The organism is Vibrio sp. 10N.247.310.17 (assembly GCF_041466605.1).
Taxonomy (GTDB): domain Bacteria; phylum Pseudomonadota; class Gammaproteobacteria; order Enterobacterales; family Vibrionaceae; genus Vibrio; species Vibrio tasmaniensis_A.
On record NZ_JBFSTC010000052.1, the window covers coordinates 1 to 24040 of the forward strand.

Annotated in this window: 22 protein-coding genes; 6 read left to right on the plus strand and 16 right to left on the minus strand. The window is 43.1% G+C overall.

Annotation, left to right across the window (positions count from 1 at the left end):
- The 7 genes from AB6D80_RS14680 to AB6D80_RS14710 form a co-directional block, all read right to left on the minus strand.
- Nucleotides 1–800 (minus strand): hypothetical protein (locus AB6D80_RS14680; protein ID WP_372188920.1); only part of this gene is annotated, 800 nt, incomplete at its 3' end.
- A 65-nt stretch (nucleotides 801–865) separates the two neighbouring features.
- Complete coding sequence (locus AB6D80_RS14685) at nucleotides 866–1900, minus strand: DUF3150 domain-containing protein (protein WP_081230317.1); 1035 nt, start codon at nucleotides 1898–1900, stop codon at nucleotides 866–868.
- Between the two features lie 78 nt (nucleotides 1901–1978).
- Nucleotides 1979–2272, minus strand: coding sequence for a hypothetical protein (locus tag AB6D80_RS14690; RefSeq protein WP_086714903.1), 294 nt, complete (start codon nucleotides 2270–2272; stop codon nucleotides 1979–1981).
- A 32-nt stretch (nucleotides 2273–2304) separates the two neighbouring features.
- A complete protein-coding gene (locus AB6D80_RS14695; RefSeq protein WP_081230315.1) occupies nucleotides 2305–3390 on the minus strand; it encodes an AAA family ATPase in 1086 nt (361 codons plus the stop codon).
- A 60-nt stretch (nucleotides 3391–3450) separates the two neighbouring features.
- Nucleotides 3451–3609 (minus strand): hypothetical protein, encoded by a 159-nt coding sequence (locus tag AB6D80_RS14700; RefSeq protein WP_154723760.1) that lies wholly within the window; start codon nucleotides 3607–3609, stop codon nucleotides 3451–3453.
- Between the two features lie 16 nt (nucleotides 3610–3625).
- Nucleotides 3626–4525 carry a single-stranded DNA-binding protein gene (locus AB6D80_RS14705; protein WP_372188922.1) on the minus strand — a complete coding sequence of 300 codons (900 nt, stop codon included), beginning with the start codon at nucleotides 4523–4525 and terminating at the stop codon, nucleotides 3626–3628.
- A gap of 283 nt (nucleotides 4526–4808) precedes the next feature.
- Complete coding sequence (locus AB6D80_RS14710) at nucleotides 4809–6656, minus strand: ATP-dependent helicase (protein ID WP_372188924.1); 1848 nt, start codon at nucleotides 6654–6656, stop codon at nucleotides 4809–4811.
- A 265-nt stretch (nucleotides 6657–6921) separates the two neighbouring features.
- On the opposite strand from AB6D80_RS14710, the gene AB6D80_RS14715 reads away from it, so the two are divergent.
- Both AB6D80_RS14715 and AB6D80_RS14720 read left to right on the plus strand, forming a co-directional pair.
- Entirely contained in the window at nucleotides 6922–7926 is a 1005-nt protein-coding gene (locus tag AB6D80_RS14715) for a hypothetical protein (RefSeq protein WP_372188926.1), read from the plus strand.
- 11 nt (nucleotides 7927–7937) lie between these two features.
- Nucleotides 7938–8105: a hypothetical protein gene (locus AB6D80_RS14720; protein ID WP_372188927.1), complete on the plus strand. Its 168-nt coding sequence runs from the start codon at nucleotides 7938–7940 to the stop codon at nucleotides 8103–8105.
- A gap of 60 nt (nucleotides 8106–8165) precedes the next feature.
- On the opposite strand, the gene AB6D80_RS14725 is transcribed toward AB6D80_RS14720, so the two are convergent.
- The 6 genes from AB6D80_RS14725 to AB6D80_RS14750 all read right to left on the minus strand — a co-directional run bounded on the left by AB6D80_RS14725 (nucleotide 8166) and on the right by AB6D80_RS14750 (nucleotide 14973).
- A complete protein-coding gene (locus tag AB6D80_RS14725) occupies nucleotides 8166–8435 on the minus strand; it encodes a hypothetical protein (protein ID WP_372188928.1) in 270 nt (89 codons plus the stop codon).
- Nucleotides 8436–8459: 24 nt separating this feature from the next.
- Nucleotides 8460–11441: a conjugal transfer protein TraN gene (gene traN / locus AB6D80_RS14730; protein ID WP_372188929.1), complete on the minus strand. Its 2982-nt coding sequence runs from the start codon at nucleotides 11439–11441 to the stop codon at nucleotides 8460–8462.
- A 131-nt stretch (nucleotides 11442–11572) separates the two neighbouring features.
- Nucleotides 11573–12640 (minus strand): TraU family protein, encoded by a 1068-nt coding sequence (locus AB6D80_RS14735; protein ID WP_081230309.1) that lies wholly within the window; start codon nucleotides 12638–12640, stop codon nucleotides 11573–11575.
- A gap of 12 nt (nucleotides 12641–12652) precedes the next feature.
- A complete protein-coding gene (locus tag AB6D80_RS14740; protein ID WP_081230308.1) occupies nucleotides 12653–12880 on the minus strand; it encodes a hypothetical protein in 228 nt (75 codons plus the stop codon).
- A 16-nt stretch (nucleotides 12881–12896) separates the two neighbouring features.
- Entirely contained in the window at nucleotides 12897–14477 is a 1581-nt protein-coding gene (locus AB6D80_RS14745) for a TrbC family F-type conjugative pilus assembly protein (RefSeq protein ID WP_372188931.1), read from the minus strand.
- Entirely contained in the window at nucleotides 14464–14973 is a 510-nt protein-coding gene (locus AB6D80_RS14750) for a S26 family signal peptidase (RefSeq protein WP_081230306.1), read from the minus strand. Before AB6D80_RS14750 ends, AB6D80_RS14745 begins: the two co-directional genes overlap by 14 nt.
- A 198-nt stretch (nucleotides 14974–15171) precedes the next feature.
- Here AB6D80_RS14750 and AB6D80_RS14755 point away from each other — a divergent pair, with 198 nt between their 5' ends.
- Both AB6D80_RS14755 and AB6D80_RS14760 read left to right on the plus strand, forming a co-directional pair.
- Complete coding sequence (locus AB6D80_RS14755) at nucleotides 15172–15522, plus strand: hypothetical protein (protein ID WP_261901432.1); 351 nt, start codon at nucleotides 15172–15174, stop codon at nucleotides 15520–15522.
- A gap of 50 nt (nucleotides 15523–15572) precedes the next feature.
- Nucleotides 15573–16361, plus strand: a complete 789-nt coding sequence (locus tag AB6D80_RS14760) for a hypothetical protein (RefSeq protein ID WP_102423784.1) — start codon at nucleotides 15573–15575, stop codon at nucleotides 16359–16361.
- Between the two features lie 77 nt (nucleotides 16362–16438).
- Here the strand turns inward: AB6D80_RS14760 and AB6D80_RS14765 are convergent, their stop codons facing one another.
- A complete protein-coding gene (locus AB6D80_RS14765; RefSeq protein WP_102367687.1) occupies nucleotides 16439–17245 on the minus strand; it encodes a hypothetical protein in 807 nt (268 codons plus the stop codon).
- Between the two features lie 422 nt (nucleotides 17246–17667).
- Between AB6D80_RS14765 and AB6D80_RS14770 the strand changes: the two genes are divergently transcribed.
- Together AB6D80_RS14770 and AB6D80_RS14775 are read left to right on the plus strand one after the other, a co-directional pair.
- The gene (locus tag AB6D80_RS14770; RefSeq protein ID WP_372188932.1) at nucleotides 17668–20154 is read left to right on the plus strand and encodes an Ig-like domain-containing protein; all 2487 of its coding nucleotides are present in this window, start codon (nucleotides 17668–17670) and stop codon (nucleotides 20152–20154) included.
- A gap of 333 nt (nucleotides 20155–20487) precedes the next feature.
- A complete protein-coding gene (locus AB6D80_RS14775; protein ID WP_372188934.1) occupies nucleotides 20488–20793 on the plus strand; it encodes a hypothetical protein in 306 nt (101 codons plus the stop codon).
- Between the two features lie 118 nt (nucleotides 20794–20911).
- Here the strand turns inward: AB6D80_RS14775 and AB6D80_RS14780 are convergent, their stop codons facing one another.
- Entirely contained in the window at nucleotides 20912–23320 is a 2409-nt protein-coding gene (locus tag AB6D80_RS14780; protein ID WP_372188936.1) for an Ig-like domain-containing protein, read from the minus strand.
- 422 nt (nucleotides 23321–23742) lie between these two features.
- Nucleotides 23743–24039 (minus strand): hypothetical protein, encoded by a 297-nt coding sequence (locus tag AB6D80_RS14785; RefSeq protein ID WP_081230297.1) that lies wholly within the window; start codon nucleotides 24037–24039, stop codon nucleotides 23743–23745.
- Nucleotide 24040 lies beyond the last annotated feature (1 nt).

The window sequence follows — 24040 nt, forward strand, 5'->3', positions numbered from 1 at the left end:
CCCTGACCATCTGAATCATCATCTGAATCTGAACCGGAGCCCTGACCATCTGAATTATCGTCTGAATCTGAACCGGAGCCCTGACCATCTGAATCATCGTCTGAATCTGAATTCTGATTAGCCGATTGTTGTTGCTGTGGTGGTTGCGGTTGCTCTTTAGAAAGACGCTTTAATAAAAGCATAACCTCGATGGTTTCATCTATAGCAGCCACTGTTGAAGGTAATTTACCCCAATTAATCATCCGCTTTTCAATTTCATCAAAAATTGGAGAGTTTGGAGTGCCTAATTTCATCAGTAGATGTCGAGCATCATCACCAAGTTTCTTTAGGTGAGATTGCCCCTCAATTGCAATACCACGACCAGAATACAATAACCAAGCAAATAACAACCCAGCGGGGCCGTCACTTATTATTGGTTCCTGAAAATAACCCTCTTCGAGCAAGTCATAAGTCATTTTCTGAAATACCCAGTAGGCACCAGAAAACTCCTTCATACAAGCAGTCTCTACGCGACAATCTTCAATGATATTGTTGATTGATAAGAACGTGCTTGATTTACCCTTGAGGTGTTTCTCGAAGACTGAGAAGTCACTGAATCGTAAATGACCACCAGCTTCATGAGTAATTTTTGCTTCAACGAGTCGTGACCAAACTTCATCAGAGGGGTCACCAGCATTGATGTAAATATCTCTGCCATTCGTGTAGCAAGTTCGACGGTCAAAATAGATATTTACGTCAAATCGTGCGTGAATATCTGTAATAACTCGCATTGTGTTTTGAACTTCTTGAATTGAAGCCATAAGGTGTTCCTCCAAAAAATAGGATAGAGCTCCCAAAGGGAGCTCATTAGGTTAGGTAGGTGGGGTTAGCCGAACCAGAAGCCGGTTGTTGACGTTTCGCCAGTGACTTCTTCATAGGTAGGAGTACTATTGCCGCTGTCAGTATCAGTAGAAACTACTGAGTCCTTAATCGCGTCAATAATTCTCGGTTCAGATTCATCTGCGACTTCCATCACCGGCACAATGCCATTTAAGATGGAGCCACGTTCTGTAAGGTTATGTACCAATTTAACCGCGTAGGTCATATCAGAGCCTTCGATGTTCCCAGTTTTGGGTAAGGTATCGAACGCTTCATCAAGTTCATCAACCAATCGGTCAAACACAGTGTGTTGGAATGACATTGAGTAAACGTAATCACGAATAGCTCTTATTGGCTTGAAAGTTCGCTGAATCATTGAACTTTTACCAATAATTTTTTCATAAACAACAACAGCTTGCTCCGCGACGTTATCCAAAATCCCTTCCACGATGTAATCAACAGCTTCCTGTTGGTCATCATTGAAATAAGGTTTGAAGGCCATCGGCGGCAACACGTTGAATTGAAAACGTCTAAAGAAATCATCTTTAGGGGTCTTCAATGACTCAATAATTTCAGCCATATCAGGGTTAGCTTTCTTGTGTTCTTCAACTATGGTGTCATAGCGATTATCACGGTCAGCGACTTCTGAATAAAACTCAGCTTGAATTGCCTTGAGTTCAACGAGTAGAGAGTCAAGTTCATCAACTGGAATCGCGGTAACGCGTCCATATCGGACACCTCGGGCTGCAATAGCGCGGCGTGCCTTAGTCTCCAATGTGTTCTTAAACTGCAACTCAGAACGAGGAAACCACTCAATACGGGCTTTACGAGCAATCTTTGAATTCACTTCCTTTTCGTCTAAGAGAGTTTTAGCATTCGCTAACGTTTTCTCTCCATCACGGCCAGAAGTAGTTACATCGATAATCACAAGCCCATTTTCGAGTCGATTAGCAAATTCGCCATCTTGTTGAGCCACTTGGTCAAGTTGATTTTGAGCTACTGTATCGATATCGAGAGTTTGGGTATCGTTGATGTCTTTCATAATTCCTCCAAGGAATAAAAATTGGAGGGACTGATCCCGGTCAGGGAATCTAGTCCCTGAAGGGGTTAGGTAGGTTTGTTAAGGAGTAGCGAACCTAAGTTCGTTTTTGCTGAAACAATTAATCTGTGTAAACTGATATTGCTTCTTCATTTTCTCTTTAACTTTTTTGTCGATGTAGTTACGCGCTAGTAACTCAGACTGATGGGTTTTACGATAGAAGTTAAGCTTTTGGCCTTTGGCTCCGTAAACAACCAGTGTGTCGGCACCAAGGCACGTATATCCCCAAAGCTTATTACTTCCATTGTCATTGCAATGATACATTTTGAACTTGATTGTACTGATATCTAGACCGTCTAAATCCGATCTTGGCAAATCAGCATCATCACACTCTGAATCATTGCTTGTTACTTTTTTGATTGCTCTTTCAACCAGGTATACGGTTGATCGAGAATATGACCATTCTTATCTTTGAACACTTGATCAATAATCTTTTCGATATCAGCTTTGTCACGAGTGTCGCAGCCATTCCAAAATACATTATTAAACGAAGCACGCAGTGGAGCTCTATCACCATTAATTTGAATGTAGTAGCACCAAGATAAAACCACACGAGTTGAAAAAGCCGTTCCAATACCAGATTTGGTTGTTCGATCTCGATTAGGACCTAACATTGCATCACGCATAGCATTAGCAAACTGGATTAACTTCTTCAGTAACTTCTTGTGGTCGCGTAAAAACGGAAATTTACCAATTACCACTTTCTCTTCTACTTCCGTGCGTAAATACGGAAAAGGCACAACGAATGAACGATTTCGAAAAGCCGTATCCCAACGTCGAGACGATGGATACAAACCAGAAATGTCCCCTTCTCCAGAAGTATTACCTAACGTTACAAAACGATAGTTCTGGTGTGGATAGATGATTTCTCCTGTGTCTTCAATAGACCAAGGTTTCGTCATCTCAGAAGGAAGGTGAAGTTTGGCAATAAAATCTAAAGACCCTTTATCACATTCATCAAGCAAAACACATTTTCCGTGTTTCATTGCGTCAGCGATAGGTCCATAAACATATTCCGTTTGACCGTTTGACAACACCCAGCGGCCTTGCATCTTCTCAGGGCGTAATGTCGGGTTAACAGACACCAGCACAGTTGGCCAATTAAGGCGAGCACAAAGCCAAAGCATGAAATCAGTTTTACCAGACCCCGTAGGACCAACCATATGCATGAAGTTAGGTCGTTGAGGTGAGCAAAACCAAGATATAACTTGGGAAAGTTGTTTTTCATCTGGAATATAACCTGCGATTTCGCGAGGTACATCTGGATGACGGTGTTTAGGGATCTGAATAACTGCCGTTACTGCTGCTGGGACAAACGGTTTGAACACGTCGGCCATACGAACAGTAATCATCTCTGAGTAATCAATTTCTTCAACAGTAGAAGTTGGTTGGTTATTCGTGTCTACAGTAGTCACAGGGTTAGCATTAGACATAGTTAATTCCTCCAGGAATGAAGTGTGGGGTTAAATTAATATGGGTAGTTAATTAAGGGGTTAAGCTGTCTTGAGAAAGAAAGCTTTATTAGCATCTTCAAGTAGCATTTCTGCTTTATGAAGAAGTTTGGGGTTATTCAGTACCTGAGCCTTTCGAAGAAGGCGCAGAGCGCGCCTTTTTCGTGCTGCAGATACATTTTTCTGGTGAGAAAAATTCATATCCGCGTACCTCGAATTATTGCTGATTATAAGCACGCTGACGGAAATTTCCGTTGCCTGCTTGTGGGCGGAATTGACGCTGTGTAGAGTCATGTTGTTGTGCATTATTGGCATTCTGCTGTGGAGCATTCTGCTGTGGTGCATTATACGCTGGACCATTCTGTGGAGCGTTATTGTACGCAGGAGCATTTTGCTGTGGTGCGTTGTTGTACGCAGATCCATTGTTTTGTGGGGCTTGATTCGCAGCTTTTAAGCTTTGAAGTTCGAACTTCTTAACCATACCAAGAACACGACTAACGCGGAATTCATGTCCAGTGACATTATTGCCGTTTTTGTCGGTGTAATCGTTAGTAGAGAGTTCAGTTTCGACCATTAAAGAATCACCTTTGTCTAAACCTTGTTTGAAGTTCTGATCAAAAGTTTTTTGTGAAATTGACAGGCGAGCCCAGTGGGTTTCATCTTGCCAATTTTGTTGCTCATCTTTAAATGAACGAGTTAATGCAATTGAAACATTGTACCAAGTACTGCCATTTGCATTTTTCTGTTCAATCGAACCAACATTGCCGCCAAGCGTAAAGTTACACAATGAAGGTAGTCCAAATTGATTAACAGAATTGCCATCAATTTCGCCTAACACATTATGAAGTTCATAATAAGTATGCGTAAGTTCGCTGTTATTGTTACCAGTGAATTTACACGTCTTAAGAGATACTTTACACACATAACCAACACCGACTGGAAACTCTAATTGCCCATGGGCAAAAAGTTGAATCTGGTTAGTACGTGACTGCATTTGGTTTTGACCGTCTACCCAAGAGGTAACTTGATCGGCCCAGATGGTCGTGTTGCCATTCTCAATTTGAGAACCAGTAACTACGAATGCGATAAGGCCATTGTTTGAACGGAAAGGTTTCATAATTAATTCCTCATTAATAAAATAACGTGGAACTATAGATAGAGTAATCCCCTAGTGGGATATCTATAGCCCACTTTAGGGTCAGGTTTATGACTTAAAAAAGTCACTGGGGACATAGAATAAATCTATGGGAGAATTGCTATTAGCTCTCCAACTAAGGGAGAAAAGTATCACTTTAAAAAAGTGAAAAAATTTCTCGGGTAAATCACCTATAGTAAACCCCAAGAACGGGAGACTTTTGTAAATTAAGCGCAGCTTTTTTAGTGTTTAACTTTTCCGTAAGCTAAGAAGCGTTCAAAAACTCATTTTTTAGCTGTTGCAGTTTTTCTGCCTGAGCTGCCGAATCTGGCTCTTCATTTCGCTGTTGTACGGCCAACTCAATTCGATCTGGAACCGCCTCTCTCAAAAATGACAACTGCTCTTTGAAGAAACACAGTCGCAAGTACTTCTCAGCTCTCGTTATCCCCACATACAACAAGCGACGCTCTTCCTCCCAATGCTTTTCGCCTAAACCATCTTTATCTGGTTGCGGAATTCTTTCATCTTGACAGCTCAATATCGCGACTTTCGGAAACTCTAGTCCTTTAGAGCCATGCAACGTAGCGATCACTACCTCATCTGTACCAATCTTTTCAGCCTTTTTAGCGTTTATTTTGGTTATCCGGTCATGAAACTGATCTGCGGCCTTAGCCAAACTGCCAAGTGACGCAGCTGTTTTGGTTAGGATGTCAGCCATCGCTCCAAGAGCCGCAGGAGAGTTCATATTTCGTTGCGCCATCACCATTGAAATGATCTTTCGTTGATACTCGGCGTTGACCGTTTTGCTTGGCTCTTTTGGGACACCTTCATGCATGAACATTTCAAAAATTGATTGGGTGTGGATTAGCAATGATTGGCTTTGGGTTAAGGTGGTTACCGTCCCAATAAAGTCGATTCCATTTGATTTAGCACTTTTCGCCATATCAATCATCACCTCATCTTCATGCATGTAAGCCAAGAAATCTTGTAGATACCGACTGTTACGGTGTGTCAGCATCCACATCAACTTGATATAACAAATTACATCGGCTGACTCAAAGAAGCTCTTACCGCCGAGGCGCTTAACTTTCACTTTATGTTTGGACAACTCCAGCTCAACTGTATCGATTTCTTTATTGGTTCTAGCCAATACCGCCCACCCGCCTTGATCGGCAAGGATACCTTCAACAACACTTTCAACTTGATGGTCTTCATCCTTAAAACCATGACAATCGACAACACCGCCCTCCTCTACGTGTGACCTTAATTCTTTGGGAATTCGTTCTACATTGTGTTGAATTAAGTTGTTGGCCACATTCAGTATTGCTGGTGGACATCGATAACAAATTTTTAAGCTGTAGGCTTTCGCGTTTAGATCAGCTTGCATGTTACGGAAGTTATCGACCCCTCTTGCATTTCGAAAGGCATAGATTGATTGGTCATCGTCTCCAACAACCATGATGCAACAACCTCGTTTAGCGTGCTCGTAAAGAAACATATATTGGAGATCGTCGGAATCCTGAAACTCATCAGCACATATGTGAGTAACGCCTAAAGTTTCTGACAGTGGTCGAATTGTTCCATCTCGCAGACCATGAATAACGTCGCGAGATATCTGATTTAGGTCGACTTTGCCCTCTTTTCGCATGATGCTTTCATAAGCTGCAAAAAGTTTCAGTTTGATAGATGAGAATTCTGAGCGAGGTATAGTTAAATACTGTCCGATCGTACTTATCGTTTTCTCTGCTTCCTCATAACTCATCGCCACATGACAAGCACGCATCGCTCGCTCAATATAGATGTTTAAGTGTCCACCCATAACAATCGTTTTATATGAGTTCGTCTGACGCCAAAGCTGCACAGCCATAGAATGAAAAGTACTTGGAAATACACGAAGAGTCTGACTTCTTGGCATTGTCGACTTAAGCCTACGTTTTAAGTTGGTAGCCGCTGCATCTGTGAACGTCAGCATGGCAATTGCGTGTTGCTCAGAATCGGTAAGCACCCGTTCAGCATAACGCACTGACACTTCAGTTTTACCTGAACCGGGCAATGCAACAACCATGATATGGCCTTCCGCATTAACGCAAAGATCTTGATCTGGATTTAACATATACGTGACTCGTACTGCTTCATGGATTTGAATATGTACATCAGAGTAGGAGATTATTTAGCTACAAAGTTCAATTAACGAAGGAAATTCACTTTGTTACATCGTTTCGACATCCGTCACTAATTTTGAAAATAATCCGAAGCTTCCCCCCATTTCCCCCCGTTTTCATTGGCTGGTTTTGTGTATTTTTCGGCTCATGATGTATAAATGTAAGTAGATTTAATAAATACTCATACAGTTTCACTTGGCTAAGGAAGACAGAATTATGGACCTATTCAAAACAGCATCAGTCATTACCGCCACTTTACTCTTGAATGCATGTGCGTCCAATAGTGCAAAATACGAAGTACCGGAATTAGGCACATCAAGTATCGCGCTCCAAGTTACCCGTTCAGCAGGAAGTGGAACGATCATCGAAGACCAAACCTTACCTAAAGGTGCAATTTCGGATGTGGGAATCGGTGGCTATGTGGGGTCTACGTTATTAGGGCTACCATTGGGCTCTATGGCAACGGGTTTCGGATTGGCCATCCTAGCGGATCAAAAGTACGGTTGGGATCGAAGAAACCTAGTTATGTACTTGGATGCTGATACTTATAGTGGCTTAGACGAGTATGAAATGTGTAAGGTTGTCATGTCTAAAATGGATGAGGTAATGGTTCCTTCATTCGACACACTTCAATCCTTTACCAAAAAACCATTGTCGCCAGATTCGAAGTTTTACGATGAAAGATACAATGGTGGTGAAAGCCTTTGTGTTGAAGGGTATCCACTTGATTCAAACGTGGACTCCCACGCAGCGATATATTTCAGAGGAGTGGACACTGCCTTCTTAGGGACGAGAGTCGGTGTACGGTCTATTTCGGAACCTTTCAGTACAGACGTGTTCGATGCTGACCTTAAAAAGCAGATCCCAGATACAAATGTCATCGCGGTCAGATTTACTTATTACAGTAGCCTGATAGCACACATGCAATACAGCGACACTGAAACAACAGGCTTTGTAAATGCCAATGGCTTATCCACCAGCCCTTCTATTAAGCTCCCGACCGCTACTTTTATGAGTTTACCGATGAAGGAATATATCGCTGATTCTCAGTACATTCCTAACATCAATGCAGTGCGTAACAATGACACGGTGTACTATTTCGTTAAGCCGGTTGATGGACAGCAATTCAGTCAAAGTTTGTCAGAATATCACTCGACGGTCACTGAGATTCTTGAGCGAGCTAAAGACAAAAACTCGCATACGAAAGTTTCTACGCAGTAAGGAGGCCGAATATGGAACAGTTCATGACAGTGGTTTTCAAGTTTCAAGAGGGGGCGTCCCTACCCAAAAAGTTGACACAAGCGTTCTGCGCGGATTCGAAGTATGAAGATGTCGAAATAACCGCTATCTCGTGCGACGACGAGATCAGTCGTGTTGAGCAATTAGAGTCAGAAGGCTAAATACTCTATCGGAATTAAAAGGGCTTACATTGTAAGCCCTTTTTGATGTACTGAAGTAAGTTACGTGTCTGAGATATAAACCATATATTTCTCCAAGCGGCACTCATAGAATTTAAGGTCATCGACCCACAGAGAAATTAGCTGTTCTTTGCCTTTAAATGGTGCGACTGACCGCAGCTTATCCAGTAAACCTGATTGCTCATTCTTTGGCGCACGTAAGGTAACGTTGATTCCAACTCCCCTAGCGTTTGCCTCCACGATAACCTTTCCCCTCGTACAATTAGCTTGTAATATTGCTAACCCAGCTTGTAGTTCAGTCAGTTGATTCATTCCATTTATCCTTGTTAAATAACTCTAATCGTCCAAAATCGATAATGGTGAGTCACACACTGGTGGTCTAGGGTATACCGAGCAATCCAAGTTACCAGGTGTTGCTGCATCATGTGTCTCTTTCAAGTTTGCGTCGGCGTCAGTTGACTCGAAACGTGCTTGGTTAAGGTCGACAGGGTTCATTGCATCATCATTGTTTGGCATCCAAGCTTGGCTCGACAGGGTATCGATATTTAAATCGTCATGTTCTACTGCAAGTCCAGAAGCCATAATCAGATTTTCCCATTCGGTTAAATCTATGGTGTCCCAATCCAACTCGCTGACTTGTTCAAGCGTCATGCCTGAACATTGTCCATTTCTCGGATCGAGGCTGATATTCAGTTGAGGCGCCGCTTGTTCCATGATGATACGCCCCAATGGACTCGGGTAGCAGCAATAGTGCTTACGCTTTATGAGACAGCCAAATGGAGTGTCTTTGTGGCAACTGGTTGAGGCATATATGCATTGTTGTTGGTCGAGCTTCATACCCATGCCCATTTCAAGGTCGTCACATTCCGAAATCATCATTGCACCCAACTTAATCAGTTGATAGGCAGCATAAACGGCCATAATAGTTGCAAATGCGCCAGAGACAGCTGGGTTGAGTGACACTGTAGTAGTAGCAGTCGAACCGGTTCCCTCCGTCACAGTATCAAAGATCGCATCTCGGATTGCATCAGGCAGCAGGTCTGCGACCTTTTTCATCAATTCACCTTTAATTTCATCGAGCAAACTCTCTGTTGCGGCCTCAGCTGCGGCCTCCCCGACTTCACCCGTGATGTTACGTACAGCAAAATCCCAACCAGCGCTCACAGCATCGGTCACATAAGTTACGGTATTGGTAACAGGAGTTGGGTAACTAGATGCCCAGGAACCGAATCCGGCACCAGAGCTTGCCAACCCAGCCAGAGATTGTTCCATCGCATAGTGATGATAGACGCCTTTGATGTAATCGAAGATATTGGTTTGTCCTGCGGATAGCATGCAGCAGTTAAAACCAAGCCCTGTCTGCTCGATACCGCAATATGACACTTCACCATTGAAGACTTTACAGGTGGAGACATCATCTGGATTTTCACATTCCATATTCGATTTAATGTCTTCCAGCATCTTGAACGTCGCCATTGCTTCCGCAAAGTCATCATTCATTTCAAGCTCTGAATAACGGCAATCTCCACCCACACACTGCATTTCACCCGTGCAAATGTCTTCCTCCATCGTGTACGAATAGTTTCCGTTTGTATAAGTGTTACATTCGTAGACTGACTCTTGGACGTAAGCTCGCCCCGTTATAGGGTCAACAAAGGCTGGGTTTTGTTCAATTAACGCACAGTCGGCATTATTTCTGTAAGGCTCACAGCGATCCGGAATATTGGCGTTAAATTCAGTGAAAGAAGTGCAAACCCTCTCATTGCTTTCTGGCCAGTATGGTTGACCACAAATCTGTTGGTTCGGTAAAGGATTGCATTCGTAGTTGACAGCATTGGCCTTTAAACACGCTTTACCATCGCTCGTTTGGCCCGGACGAGGCACGTTAATAGGCAAACCGATTAAGAACTGATCATAATCATCGATATGCGCCGCTTCGGATTCCACACATTCCCATCCTCCGTAGCTACACATCATGCCTTGTTGTCCACCACTCTGATTCAGTGGATTACTACAGTCTGGATTAATGTAGATCTGATCGCCTTCGCTACCAAACACATCACACGTCGAAGGCTCTTGAATCCAACCGAGTTCCGCAGCACAACCAACTGGAGATTGCTCAATGAATTCTTTAGGGTCAATTGGGTCCACAGTACGGACGAGAATGGTGGCTTTACCTTCCCCTCCACCGCCTACACCCAAACGCATTTTGAATTTAACGATTCCGCGATTAGAAGCACGAGCAGCTTCAAATTGGCTTGTTATGTTGGTATTTGTAGTAAACACTCGGCTGGAGCTGAATTCACAGTTAGTGTGTTGGTATGGAAAGCCAGTTTCATCTACATATGGATGCACCCAATTGCCGTTTTCATCGTAATCAGGGTATGAAGTACAATCGCCATCACGACAACTGCCATTGTTAAACCAATACGATTTAGTGGGTACATATTGATAAACGATTTCTTCATTGAGAGTAAACTGAATGACATCATCCACCCACACTCGCTCGAATGTCACCGAACTGATACGAACATCTTCTTCTAGCTCAAATTCAACAAAGTTAATTTTGTGGTAACAACCCATCCCATGGTCATTAGTACCGTTGTTAGTAGGGTCACCTACCGTCAATCTAAAGGTATGAGAGTCGATAATTTCTACATCGCCACTACCAGAACGCTTTTTCAAAGGGTAGGTTGTGTGTCGTTTTAATTCACACTTCATTAGATTGGAACGGTCGGGTTCCATGCATTCATTTTTGACTTTCCCGACATACTCTCTGTTTACTGAGTACGTATTTGTTTCTGTCGTGCAAGCGCTATAAAAATCTGAATTGGCATCATCTAGGTTATTGGCCAACTCTTTAAAAATGTTGTCGGCATCGACCATGATAGAGTCATCGGACTCTAGTTTTTGGTAATTGTCGTTATAATTCAGCTTTAATGTGTTGTAAGCCTTAGCGTCATAGTCCGACTCACTACCAACGGTGTTATTCGAAAACCTATCTGAAACACCTTGTCCTGACTCTCTCAGTTTATTTTCATTTTGATAAGCTTGGTATGCGTCAAATTGCCCTTCTGATCCAACACGCTCAACATCCAATCCAAACAATTCTGAGTTGCCTAGCGAGTTACCACCTACAGTAGCATTACCACCGCTGTAAGTAGGTGTTTGAAAGTTTCCGTATATCTCATCAAGTGACATATCCTGTGCGTAGGTCACCGTTGAGGTAGATGCATACAGCACACCGATAAAAGAAACATGAAAGATCTGAACCAGAAACGCGAACAAGCTAAAGTGAGTCAGTATTCGATTAAACATAACGCCCTGCCTTTTTCTCAAAACAAGATCAGGTTAATCCCGTAACACGTAAAAAATTTCAAATAGCGAGGGCATTTTGAGTTTTTGTTAAACGAATACAAAAAACCACCCGTTAGGGTGGCTCTCTAAAGTTACCTTAAGCAGCAATCATTCCAAGAATACAAAAGATAAACGAACGCTTCCCGACCAGGGACCAATCGCCCGTTCCCCCACTTAAGAACGCTGTCACCGAGTTTATGACAACAACCTGTTGATAGTGGAATTGAAGATCCTCCCCCACCTTTAGGTTGCGAGCTCGCCTCTCTTACTGGGTAAAGCATGGATGAACGATATTGTGTTTTTGGCAACATTGGCGCGTAGTTCGGTTCACAACTGTCTTGAATCATATGATTACCCATTGTCAGCTGTGCTTGCCCACGTCGGTGTAGAGTGGCCATCAAACGCGTGGTTAACAACGAAGTGCCACGTACCGGATCGTCACTGTACTGATTATTACCAGTCATTGGGTAAAGGTTCCCTGAACACCCAGCACAAAAATAGTTTTCAACCACCTCTCCACCAGCCAGTATTTGAGCGCAATCGGCTGTACAGATAGACGTCGCTATTGGGTTCGAAAAGATAACGGTTTCCGGAAACATCACGAACGCCAACAAATCATCTTGATACAACGGGTCGGCTTCGGAAAAGTACGCCAAATCCAATGTTGTCGCCCCATCATAGGTACAATCCGCATTGGCAAACATTTCAATCATTTGCATTACTGGGTAAACCCAATATTTATAGTGAAAAAAAGAAGTTTCTGTATCGTCAATCGCTGTTTCTGTTCGGCCTTGTCCAGCACGGGTATTATCGTCTGCCAAACGAACACCGAATGAAGGCATGCAGTATGGCGTTGGTGAAAAAGATACGATCCTTGATGGTTGGAAGAATCCGAGCGGTATACCCCATTCAGGGACACCTAGCTCATCAGCACACATGCAAAAAGGCTTGCTCGAAGCGGCACCTTTAGGCGCGTCCCCACCAATACCGGCTAGTCGAATTGGAAGTAAACAGCTCCAACACATACCGTCGATGACTGTACTCAAGATGTTGGCATCGGGACATAAGTCGCCTGCTTTGTCGTTATCCGCAGCCACGGAATATAAGCTCGCCATGCTTATCATTGTGGACATCAAACCAATCAAAAAGAACCTAATCATATGTTCCTCCCTTTAGTTCTTATTCACTTGCTCTATCACAACACCCGCAGCGTCAATACCTTGTTCTTTAATGTTGTTCACGGAATTCGAGAAGTTTGGGTTATCTTTCATTAGCTGATCTGCAGCATCAATGCTTGATTCAGTAATGTCCCTCACAGAGTTGGCTAGATTGGGCTGTGTATCAGCCAACCACACACCGAGAGCGACGCCGAAACCAATAAGTACGAGATTCTTAATCATGTTGTGTTTTCCTTAACTAGTTTGTTTTGGATTGATTGAACGGTGTAGGTTGGCCACCGTCAGCTACTTGTAGGTTGACCTGAGTGACTGTTTGCGCTGAATACTCATTTATCTGGAACATACCCTCATCGGTACTAATTAACCGAGTCGGGGTCACTTCCAAATCAAATCGATCGATGACTTCTTTAGTCAGGATGGTCACGTCATAGGTGAACTTCTTATTTAACTCAGATATGTGGTCAAACCCCCTATCCTTGTCGATACGTGTAGAAATGAGTTTCACTTTCCCGCGAGATTCATTGAGAGACATGTACTTTACAAACTCCACTTCCTGTTCGTCGGTCGCATCAAAGATAAACATGGTTAAATGTGCAGGTACTATGTCGTGGTTTTTAAGCGGCTTGAGGGGATTTATTAACTCTCCTTTCTTGGCCAGAATAAGACCATTCACCGCTTTCACATCAGCAGTGGCTATTACTGTTGGGTCAAAGTCGAACTCACGGTCTTTCGCGGCTGGTGGAAGAGTATGAAAACTGCGGTTATGCCAATGGCGTGCTATTGCTTGTTTTTGTTCCGTTTCCCAATCCACGGCTCTCATTCTATTTTTTGACTCTTCAATGAAGCTTTTTTCTGCGATAGGAAATATGGACCCCATTTCACCAAGGAATACCTCGGAGCCGTCATAATCAGGGTTTGCTGCCGCGCTTTCCGTCTCGTTCTGTAAGTAGCTTGCGCTGATTAGACCTTTCACTTTCCCGACGAGTTTTGTGTTATCGGATAATTTGCGCTCATAAACCATCGTTGGAACTTGTTCAATGTTGAAACGCTCGAATGCCATTGGATCCATGTAAACAGCGGCTTTATTGATTCGTTTCAGTTTGTCTGGGTTCTCGGCATGCGTGCGTATGTCATCTTGAGCATTAGCCAGTTTGACCTTTAATTGCCACAAACCTTTAATCATATCTGGTACGCCCACGTCGCCAGGTCGTAAGCCGTTAAACACAACACGGCCTCCCCACTCTGCAGCGAGCTCTAGCACCTCTTTCATTTGGTGATCAGGCATTGAACTCGACACGAATATCCAAAAAACAGTGTTCGCTTCTTCATCGTCGTATTTGTTGTCTACTTTTTGACTTGGAGACGAAGGGTTAGGCTGCTCAATGCTTATCGAATCGAGATTATCAATTGTCAATGTGGAGGGATCGAATGCTAAGGGTTTTGGTTGTCCTTCATTGACAATGGAATTGGCTTGATACTGAGTTTGGTTATCATCGATAACATCTTGAAGGGCTCTGAAATTGATATCTGGCGTATCGTCCTTGCGATATTCGATAAGAGAGTCCGATTGGTCAGAAATAGTACTGTTCAACAACTTGGCGTGATCCGCCATTTGTTTCAGTTCTTTCATCATTTTAGGGTTCAAGTTACTTGCATCTAAAACTGCTTGAGTACCTTCAACTTCATGGGCGTTGGATATGATGTCGTTACTTCGTTGTACATTGTCCAGATCTTCTTGAGTGAGTTGTCCGTTAGCCAACGCGTAAGTCGCAATGAATGAAGTTAGTAACAAGACTTTGTGTGCCTTAGAGAAATGCATAGCCAACTCCGATAATTTGAGAGTGTTCAACTAAACCCCAGTATCTTGAATCAAAAGAGGTAGGTAGCGTGCCAAGAGCGAAATATTGACCTTCAGGGACAACGAAAGTTTTATTGAGGGTATCGAAGTCGATTTGGGCATAATTAAGCATTCGACGAGCATCAGCCGCATAACGAATAACTTCCCCATCTTTGGTGGTCACGGTGACTCCATCCAAGTCAAAGGTCACGGTATCGCCAGCAACACCAGCTGCTATTTTCAAGAAATTGGTGCCATGTGCGAAATAAGGTTGTGCGTTAAGCGACAGGAAGGACATGAGTTGCCCACGCTTGGGGAAATGATTCTTAGAGTCGATGACTGCGGCCTTGATAGGTAAACAACCCAATGCTGTTGGGACCAATGAAATCTGATACCGACCACTAAGTAACAATACGGCCAACACTAAGCCAACGAGCGTGCCGAATATTTTGATATATGTGTACTGTGTAATGTTCATACGCTTCCGTTACCGAGACATTGATAAACTGGATATACGTAATCTTCACACTTTATTTAGTCATAAAATCCAAATAGGCAGCCAAATATCGATGACTAATTGATCTATTTGCTATGCGTTTAAAATTTATGGGAATGATAACTAGAATACATATAGAAATGCTAATATATGAAATTGGATCCACCAAGACACGATGGTATGAAAAACACAGACCCTTTAACGTTGATTGACTCAGCCTCAACCCATCAGGCTCTGGTCAACTTAAAAGACGCATTAAACAAAGCACTGTTCCAATCTGAGTTAGCTTTACAGTCATCTTTAGAAGCTAATCAAACGCTGATCGATCCTTACCCTGTCATCCCGCTTCGCATTCTGACTGAAGGCATACGAGCTGCTAACTATCATCATACCGGATACACAGCAGATATGTTTTTAAGCCCTTATGCTGATGAGTCTCCCACCGTTTACTACCGCTTATGCGTCCATACAAAACAATTGCTATCGGATATCGAAAAATACATAGAACAAAGTTCACCAATGGCTAAATAGTCAGCTGTAAGTTGTATAACTCTGTTAAATATCGCACGGGGACTACTTTTATGAACACTCCAACATTTTCGCCTAGCAATCGACCAATTCAGAAACCGCAAAACAACAATGCGCCATCAAGTGCCAATCTACATTCGGTCCCTGTAAATCAACAAAGATCGGCGCACCCCGAGCAACCTCAAAACAACCAAGCGTTTTCTCCAGCTACACCACCAGCGAATAACCCGCAGAATGCAGGACTAAAGCCGAACCCATTTAAAGCAAATAACCAAGAACCTGATCCGAATTCAATGCGCCAAATACGAGCTCATAGTTATAAGGTTCATGGCGGTAAAGCTGCTTTGGAAGTGAAGCCTGACGAAAAATTGAAGTCTAGCCAACAAGGTATTGTTGATGAAAATGGCGAACAAAATATTTTCTATACCATTCGTTTAGAAGCCGCCATTAGTAATAATTCAGGTGACCGGTCTTTCAATTGGAAAGATAAGGTCGCGATTCAACTAACAGACATCGAACTGCCATTGTTCATCGGGGTATGTTTCGGCTTTTACGAAAAGATTTATTTCGGTAACCATGGTGTGGGAGGTGAGAAATCATCGAAATTCTTTGGCGTAGAGCACCAAGGTTCAAAAGTCTTTTTTCAAGTAGGTCAGAAAGACAAACCGATCAGAGCCGTACCAGTCAATCTGCCACAAAGCATGCATATTGGATTAATGGCCCTAGAGATTTACTGCAAAAATTTTCCGGGAATAGATTCCAATACTGTTCTGAACTCAATTTCCAATATGTGTGGAATGTACATTTCACAAAACAGAAAGGAGATAAGAGATAAAGCATAATATCGACTGTCTAAACGCACAAAAGCTCCGATTCAGGAGCTTCTGCGGAAGTAGTAATAACAATCGGTCACTTACCTTCACGAGTCTGAATGGGTGATCTTAAACGTTTTATCAAACACGCTGACCATCACCACGTTATCATGTTGGTACACGTACATCGCGTTCCCAGGTAGTTCTTTCTTCCCCTTATATTCAAGCAACCTTGTGTACTTGTATGACCCTTTAGTTGTCAAATCAAATAGCACAACGCCTATTCGTTCACCTGAATTTGTCTTTGTTTTAGCAAAACCGAGAACGTAGGGTTTGTTATCAATAGAAATGGCCGTGTCGATATACAGTTCATCAAATTGATTTGTCACCCCATGTGGAAACGTTTGAGTTTTCCATTCGCGCCGTCCTTCATACCCTTCTTTGTAAATGGGAGCTTCGATGTAGTGAAATGAGTTGGGTTGTCCAGATGACGCAATGACTGTCACCTTTTCTCCACTCGTTACTACGGTTGCGTTGTCTTTATGCTCGGCTAAGAAGGCATAGTCGTACCCACTTAACCTTGAGTAGTCCATCGCAGCGTGCCTGATGACATACAAGGACTCCTTCCCATGATTGAGGCTCATCAATACGTATCGACTGGATATACGCTTAGGGTCGGTCAAATGAACTTCACCATCGATGATAGGCGCTTCGTATGACTTGCGATTGAATTCATTCAATGACAGTGGTGTTGCTGCCTTGAAATATTCACTCTCATTTTCATGTCCATGCACGGCGCCATAATTAGTTTTCATTGGTGGACAATACGCAGCATTTTCCGGCTCGCTCGAACAACCTGCAATGATGAAGACACTCGCAATTAGACCATAAAGGGGGTAACGGGATTTATTCATTGTATCGTCCTTTTTGATAACACTCAGAGCATTGTATTTAGACGGTCTTCATCTTTTCTCAAATAGAGAGGCGATTTTTACTTATTAATTAAGTTTCTTTTGCTAAACAACCAATCTTTCTGGTGTATACTGTTTTTGAACGAAATGAATGACATTAGTTTATTCTTAGTTCCTCCATACAAATCCGACTGGAAGGGGTTCCAGAAGGTCAATCTTCGGATTGAAGTCTCGCAGGAGAGGTCTTGCGAGCACAAGTCTCTTGGAAGGGGTTTCAAGAGCGAGAATGGGCTCACTATGAGCCCTTTTCTTTTTCCAAAGCACCAACGTCAATCAAACACCCCGATTTCTTCCTTTATTTGAATTTCTCTTAAGCCACTCTTGATAGCATCAATCTAATTCACTTTGATTTAAATAGGTCAATTATGAAATTGCGATTATGTTTTCTATCATTATGTCTCACCACATCTGGGTTCGCACATTCAGCAATTGAGGGGTTTGAGTTCACAGATACAATTGGTATATCGAAGCTTGTAAAAACGAATACTGCCGAATCCACGTTAATTAATAACGTCGGCCAATTAGGGATCCATGTAAGCGCAGGGTTAGATCGCCGCATCCGAGTGAGTATTCTTCAGAATGGCGTGGCTGTTACCACCACCGCAGGCAACGTGATCACCGTTAATGATGCTTACTCTCCATTTAGCAGTGAATATTTCGGCTCATTACTTAGCGTGTCTATTCCGTCAGAAGGTAGCTATACCGTTCAGGCTGAAACATTGTCACTGGATGGTGTGGTAGTTAATTCTGAGTCGACGAACATCATTAGGGATGTCACGCCACCAGCCTCCGATAATATGTCAGTAAAATACATGTATGGGGGTCACGTAAACTCTATGCTCCCTGCCGGTAGTTGGTATCTATCCGCTCAAATGGGGTCCTACACCTCAACCATTGTTGAAGTCAAAAACGTCAATGATGTTTCGGGTATTGATAGTATAGAGATGGAAACCTTCACCTTTGACGCCGAAGACAATCGCATCCCATATAAATCGAAAAACCTTGCCTACACTGAGTCAAAGTTATCCGCTGAAATAAACCTTTCAGCGAACTCTAGTCTGTTCCCACTTGGTAATGCGATTGATCGATTCCAAACCCGAACAAAGATTTCGGACAAGGCCGGTAATGTCGCCTATACCGCCTATCAAGATGTATATTGGGACTCTTTACGGACGGACACACTAGAAGCTGTTGGTGTATTGGTTCCTGGAAGTAGCAATGTGATCGGTGGATTAGCCACATTCGAGCCCTATGTACGCGACATGGAGGTAGATACTAACCCCGTAACGGTCTTATACCGTGTTGCAGATTGGAACTTTCGCGATAATTCAGGGAACTTCAACAATGCGGGGGGAATCTGGGCCTCTGGAGCTAACGCCGTATACACCGACCGAGGTGACGGGTTTATATATTTTGTCGATACCTCACCAGCTGGGGCTATCGGTATCTCATGGCGAAACCAAGCGCATTACCGAAATGTTGTCGGGCCAAGCCTATATAGAGTGACACTCTCTGACAGCGCACCAAAAACCCCTGCCCCTAGATATGGCCAATATTATTATTCAGATACACAAGACTGGGGTTCTTGGAGTCGCCGTGTCTACAATCATGAATTGCCGGTACAAATAGAACGAATTCGATTGTTTGTTAATGCCCGGACTTACCCTCAGACTGCGTATCATGCTGGCCATTCGTGTACGGTGCCAACAGGCCAAGATGTTTGTGAAATTACATTGAGTTCACCATGGAAAATGACAGCTGGTGGTTCAGCTTATTACCACAGTAGCTTCACCGTTCGCAGTACAGATCAGACTTTATCAAGTAACCCTACATACCCTGTTGGGTCGTACAATGATAAATATTACCCATCGATAGAGAAGACTGCCTTTAACGAAGACACGAAGATATTGTCTGTGCAAGTCGAGTTACCATGCCATACGTGTTATCAAAACCGAATCTACATGGACAGATATGAACTGCAAGATGCCAATGGCAACAAACTCAATGTCGGGCGATTTAACTCAACGGTCAATAGTACAACGTTTGAAGGTCAATACGATTTAACGGAGTTACCAGAAGGTACTCATGAGGTGTATGTGTATGCCCGAGAGCGGCACGGTCCAGATGCGCGTAAACATGCCGTTACTTACGTGAGTGACAAGACCGCTCCCTCAATCATCATAGGTTATGATGGAGGTGCCTTACCAGATCAAGTGACCGACTTGAGAAAGGTGACGTTCAACGTTACTGACGTCTCAAACATCAATGACATTAGAGTCTCTTTACAAGGGTCACGTTATGACATTGATTATCAACTGGGTTACTCCCTTCTTGACGAGTCAGCTAACAGCCAAACCTATCAACTTGAGTTGCCTAAGCTGTTCCCTACGCTTGATGAAAATGAAATCTACTCGTTGTCCGTCAGTGCTTCCGACGAATTTAATAATTCAAACTCTAAAATCACGAGTTTCAGTTACAAACCTGAGAACCTAATAGTCATGAACACCATAGATTATTTGGCTTCGCAGTCGAACACACCCTTGTACTTATCAGATGGCACACCAATGGCGATCATCTTGACTGAACGAGCACTCACGCTCGAAAACAGTATGTTGGCCACGGGTGACCAGCAGGGCGAAATCACAAACAATGCCTCCTCGGACTTCCCTATTCGAATTCAAACTAAAAATGGTTGGATTGAAGTCGCTCCGGGAGAAACGCAGGAAATCGTTATCGACTTAGGTAATGGTGACCCCCTGTATGTTGAAGTCTATCCGGTTTCAGATAACAACAATGGACAAGCCGATTTTCTGTTTAATTTGCCGCAACTCAGTTCAGCGTATATCGATTGAGGTACTGGTGTGATAAAGAATAGGAACAAAAGTGTATATTAATGGATATTTAAGGATGATGACATAGGCACAATACTGTGTTGTTGTCCCAGCCCGTTCGTAGCTTTCAAGCAATGTTGTAGGAGATAAATATGTTTAAGGACCCTATCGTGTGGTTGATGTTAATTAGTGTGAGCTCCATTCTTTATATGTCAGGGAGCTTGAAACTGATGTTCATTGTCGTTGCAATTTGCGCAGGTTGTTACTTGTTGATGGCAGTCATTTTTAGTGGTGTTTTTAGTCAAGCTCTATCCCATATAAAGAAAACGAAATAACGTAAATTATGGAAACAGTATGACTTCATTCATCAAAAAACCATTTATTAGAGAACTTATCGGATCTTTAATTTTGACTGTGGTTATAACAGGCAATGCACCTACTATTTCGAATCAGTTGGAAGCTACTGAGTACGTCCAAAAGTTGTTTAACGTGAAGACCATTGGTGAGTATATGGATCAAACGCGAGAACAAAACACTTCTGAACTTGAATACCATGTAAGAGCTTCCTATGAGGTTTTTTTTAGATATACAGCCCCATCAACAATTTTCAATAAACAAGCTTTCTCCCGATATGCGGAATTACATGCTTCAAGAGCTTAAGCCTACTTCAATGACATTAATCATCGTAACTTATAACGAAGAAACCCCTGTTCTCAGGCGCAAGAACAGGGGCGGTAAAGGCGAATGAGAATATCTAATGGCTTCGCACAGTTAATCGTCAGTAAATAGAACTTAGGGACGGTATAGAGAACATAAACTGTGCCTCACCTTCCATCCGCTCAGACGGGAACACTTCGACTTCCAAGAGGTCACCTGCAGGTCCCAGATCTACCATCACCGCTTTCGTTTCCCCCGGCAGCACATTCACAACCCCCGAATCCGACACGATAGAGATAGCAAAGTCCGAGTCCTTACGATTACTTATTTCGGCTGTTTGTGGACCCGTTGCACGTTGCCCACCTTCCATTGTGAGTGGATCTTCAGTGTAAATTCGTGCTAACGCATTTGATGAAACGTCGTACAGAGCTTGGTTTGCGGGTACGTAAGGCTGTGCCTCCACAACTATCAAGTTATCTGGTTCATATCCGAAGGTAATTTCTTTGCTTTGTACGTTCTTCTGCTCATCTTCAGCGGTAATAATTAGCCTATACCTTTCACCTGCCTCGTAATTCAACGTGGGGAATATTTTGGGTTTCGCTACACTAAATAACCCATCGCCATGTGATAGCACCGCCAGATAGACATTCTCTTCAGCATCAGAGCCCAGTAGTTGGACACTAGTCGGCACGGCCTCTGTGAAATCTTCCAAATGGATTTCAAGGTCACGAATATCACTCAACACCTCGGGTAATGCTTCGCCTGAATACTTAACCTGTATTTTAGGCTTCACAGTATCAATCGTGAACGTTTCAACGCGGTTGGTTTCATTGCCAAACGAATCAATCACCTTAAATGCAAATGGCACATTCATTTCAACATCAAGATCAGAGACATCGAAGCTGAAATCGTATGTCTGTAGGTCGATCTGATTTGTATGAGAGACAGGGATGTCTTGTGGACCGGCTCCAATGTTGGCCGTTGCCGAAATCGAACTATATCGCCACATGTAAGAACGCCAATCAAAAACAGTATCAGCATCATACGTTTGCATCTTAATGGTTTGTGCGGATCGGTCATAATGAATAGAGCGAATGGCGATTCGATTGAAATCCCAATATGTATATAAGTAACCGCCGTGAATGCTCATCGAGCCGTCTTCTTTAGCGGTAAAGATAGAATATGGGATATACCCGCGCCCTGTGGCGTAAACATAGTTCGTACTGATGTCGCATGATGTCGCGCCGGGGTTCACGTAGCATGAGCCGCCACTTGTAATTGTGAGCTTTTGTCGATAACTACGCGGCTCAACGAATACTCTCACGGCATTGATCGTATAGGGGATATTTGTTCTAGGGCTTTCGTTTGTGATCCATTGATTGGACAATGAATTTTTGTGCCAAACACCTGTATATTTCGGTGCCTTATGCACACCAGGGGCGAGGCTAAAATTTAAATCACGATAATAGTACGTAGAGCAAACATGGCCTGACTCAGAAAAGAAATGGAAGTAACTGTACATTTGCGGATAGTTAATAGTCGGTTGGAAATACGCATACGTAGAGTCTGTGTTGCTGACCATATGGTTGAGCTTCTTCCAACCATACGGAGAGGCATTAGTAGCAAATTGAGAGAGTAAGCGGCCATATCGAATCGAGACAGGATTGCTGTAGATCGTCATACCTGAGTAGTACGGTTCCCAAACGCCAGATTGTGCGTTACGAACTTCAATCTTATTGGAGCTGGTGGCTGGGCAAGTAAAGTCCATATGTGACGACCGAGCAAGGGTACTTACATTACCTGATGTATCATAAACATCGATTCCAAATTGGTAGTATCCGGGAGCTGGAACAAGTCCCGCACCAGTGGTGGCCGCAATATTACCCGCCACAATTACGGTTTTTCTTTCTAGGTTATATTCAACGTCTTTGTATTTCTTCGAACCATCTGGTTGTTTAACCCAATATCTGGCTCGCGAGATGCCGTTATTGTCGCTCACACCACTGACTTCAAGTTGTTTTGTTGTGCCTGTGTGACCAAAATTATTAATGTTTCCATGCCAAGCATTGAGAATATGAACGAACTGTCCACTGATCACCGGCTTAATCGTGTCTTGTACGAATGTATAAGATTCCGTTGAGACAACAGCGTTGGTTAAATCTAGGTATTCCACAACGACGGTGTACTCTCCTTCGTTTTGAGGCACCTTGCTGAGAATTACTTCCTTACCATAAAAATCCTTGCCGTCTATGTTCAGTCGATCATGGATATTAATGACATTGGTCAACTGACTTTCAACTAGACCTGTACCATGTTGCAATCGAACACGAATTTTTCTGTCCAAACCAGACGAAATCTTAAGGGTCAGGGTGTCTCTTATGTTGACCATGTTCAATTCACGGCCATCGACGTTTTTGGGGTTGCCACTCGTATCAGTAAATGAAACTTGCTCAAGCGCAGCCGAAGCGATTGGAGCATTCGTTAGCCCTAAAATCATTGTCATCAAGGAGAGCTTTAGTTTGGTCTTCATTTTCTCTGTACCTTTCAAAGTCAGCCATGCAGTCTATGGTCGAAACAAGGACATCGGCCATCTCACCGATTTTATCTTCTGCGGTGTATAGAGATTCCAATTAATGGAATGATTTTCAGTGATTGTTTTACGTAACTGAAGGTAAAGGGAGAAGATTGGCTACCGCGCTAGGCTTGGTTAAATGAATGACAAGAAAGACCAACGCCGTCAGTCTCGCCATTCATTTTCGAGGTAAAAAAGGTGTATTGTACGTGTTACTTAATCTGATGTGCTTTGAGAGCATTCAGTGTCAGTAGTCGCACTGGTATCGGACTTTGATCCGGTATTTTGCTCAATATGAAGTAGGACAATACTGCGGCAAATCCCGCAATAAACAGTCAGTGCATGAAAGCGAATTTATTTGCATGTTTCATACGTTCTTCCTAGTTGGTTGATTCTGCCGATGACAGAGTTTGAGCGGCACTACAAACGTGTTCGATGGCCTTTGATTGATCGACAACCGTTTCATTCAACGCGCCTTCACCATTGATGAACACGTACCAAGAGTTATCGGGCTCTAAGCTAACGTAACCAAGTTTCTCGCCATCGGCGGCCATAACCGAGATATCCATATTACTTTCATCGACGAGCTGGCATTCCCCAAATTCACTCACTTGAGCATTCGCTGAATAGGCGAAAACGAAACTTAGAGCACAAATACATAATTGGTTCAATTTCATG

Excerpts from the sequence above, each read along its gene's own strand:
- traN (WP_372188929.1), bottom strand. The coding sequence starts at position 11,441 with ATGTTTAATCGAATACTGACTCACTTTAGCTTGTTCGCGTTTCTGGTT.
- AB6D80_RS14735 (WP_081230309.1), bottom strand. The coding sequence starts at position 12,640 with ATGATTAGGTTCTTTTTGATTGGTTTGATGTCCACAATGATAAGCATG.
- AB6D80_RS14685 (WP_081230317.1), bottom strand. The coding sequence starts at position 1,900 with ATGAAAGACATCAACGATACCCAAACTCTCGATATCGATACAGTAGCT.
- AB6D80_RS14765 (WP_102367687.1), bottom strand. The coding sequence starts at position 17,245 with ATGAATAAATCCCGTTACCCCCTTTATGGTCTAATTGCGAGTGTCTTC.
- AB6D80_RS14760 (WP_102423784.1), top strand. The coding sequence starts at position 15,573 with ATGAACACTCCAACATTTTCGCCTAGCAATCGACCAATTCAGAAACCG.
- AB6D80_RS14695 (WP_081230315.1), bottom strand. The coding sequence starts at position 3,390 with ATGTCTAATGCTAACCCTGTGACTACTGTAGACACGAATAACCAACCA.
- AB6D80_RS14725 (WP_372188928.1), bottom strand. The coding sequence starts at position 8,435 with ATGAATCAACTGACTGAACTACAAGCTGGGTTAGCAATATTACAAGCT.
- AB6D80_RS14710 (WP_372188924.1), bottom strand. The coding sequence starts at position 6,656 with ATGTTAAATCCAGATCAAGATCTTTGCGTTAATGCGGAAGGCCATATC.
- AB6D80_RS14785 (WP_081230297.1), bottom strand. The coding sequence starts at position 24,039 with ATGAAATTGAACCAATTATGTATTTGTGCTCTAAGTTTCGTTTTCGCC.
- AB6D80_RS14775 (WP_372188934.1), top strand. The coding sequence starts at position 20,488 with ATGACTTCATTCATCAAAAAACCATTTATTAGAGAACTTATCGGATCT.
- AB6D80_RS14755 (WP_261901432.1), top strand. The coding sequence starts at position 15,172 with ATGAAAAACACAGACCCTTTAACGTTGATTGACTCAGCCTCAACCCAT.
- AB6D80_RS14720 (WP_372188927.1), top strand. The coding sequence starts at position 7,938 with ATGGAACAGTTCATGACAGTGGTTTTCAAGTTTCAAGAGGGGGCGTCC.
- AB6D80_RS14750 (WP_081230306.1), bottom strand. The coding sequence starts at position 14,973 with ATGAACATTACACAGTACACATATATCAAAATATTCGGCACGCTCGTT.
- AB6D80_RS14780 (WP_372188936.1), bottom strand. The coding sequence starts at position 23,320 with ATGAAGACCAAACTAAAGCTCTCCTTGATGACAATGATTTTAGGGCTA.
- AB6D80_RS14705 (WP_372188922.1), bottom strand. The coding sequence starts at position 4,525 with ATGAAACCTTTCCGTTCAAACAATGGCCTTATCGCATTCGTAGTTACT.
- AB6D80_RS14740 (WP_081230308.1), bottom strand. The coding sequence starts at position 12,880 with ATGATTAAGAATCTCGTACTTATTGGTTTCGGCGTCGCTCTCGGTGTG.
- AB6D80_RS14770 (WP_372188932.1), top strand. The coding sequence starts at position 17,668 with ATGAAATTGCGATTATGTTTTCTATCATTATGTCTCACCACATCTGGG.
- AB6D80_RS14715 (WP_372188926.1), top strand. The coding sequence starts at position 6,922 with ATGGACCTATTCAAAACAGCATCAGTCATTACCGCCACTTTACTCTTG.
- AB6D80_RS14700 (WP_154723760.1), bottom strand. The coding sequence starts at position 3,609 with ATGAATTTTTCTCACCAGAAAAATGTATCTGCAGCACGAAAAAGGCGC.
- AB6D80_RS14745 (WP_372188931.1), bottom strand. The coding sequence starts at position 14,477 with ATGCATTTCTCTAAGGCACACAAAGTCTTGTTACTAACTTCATTCATT.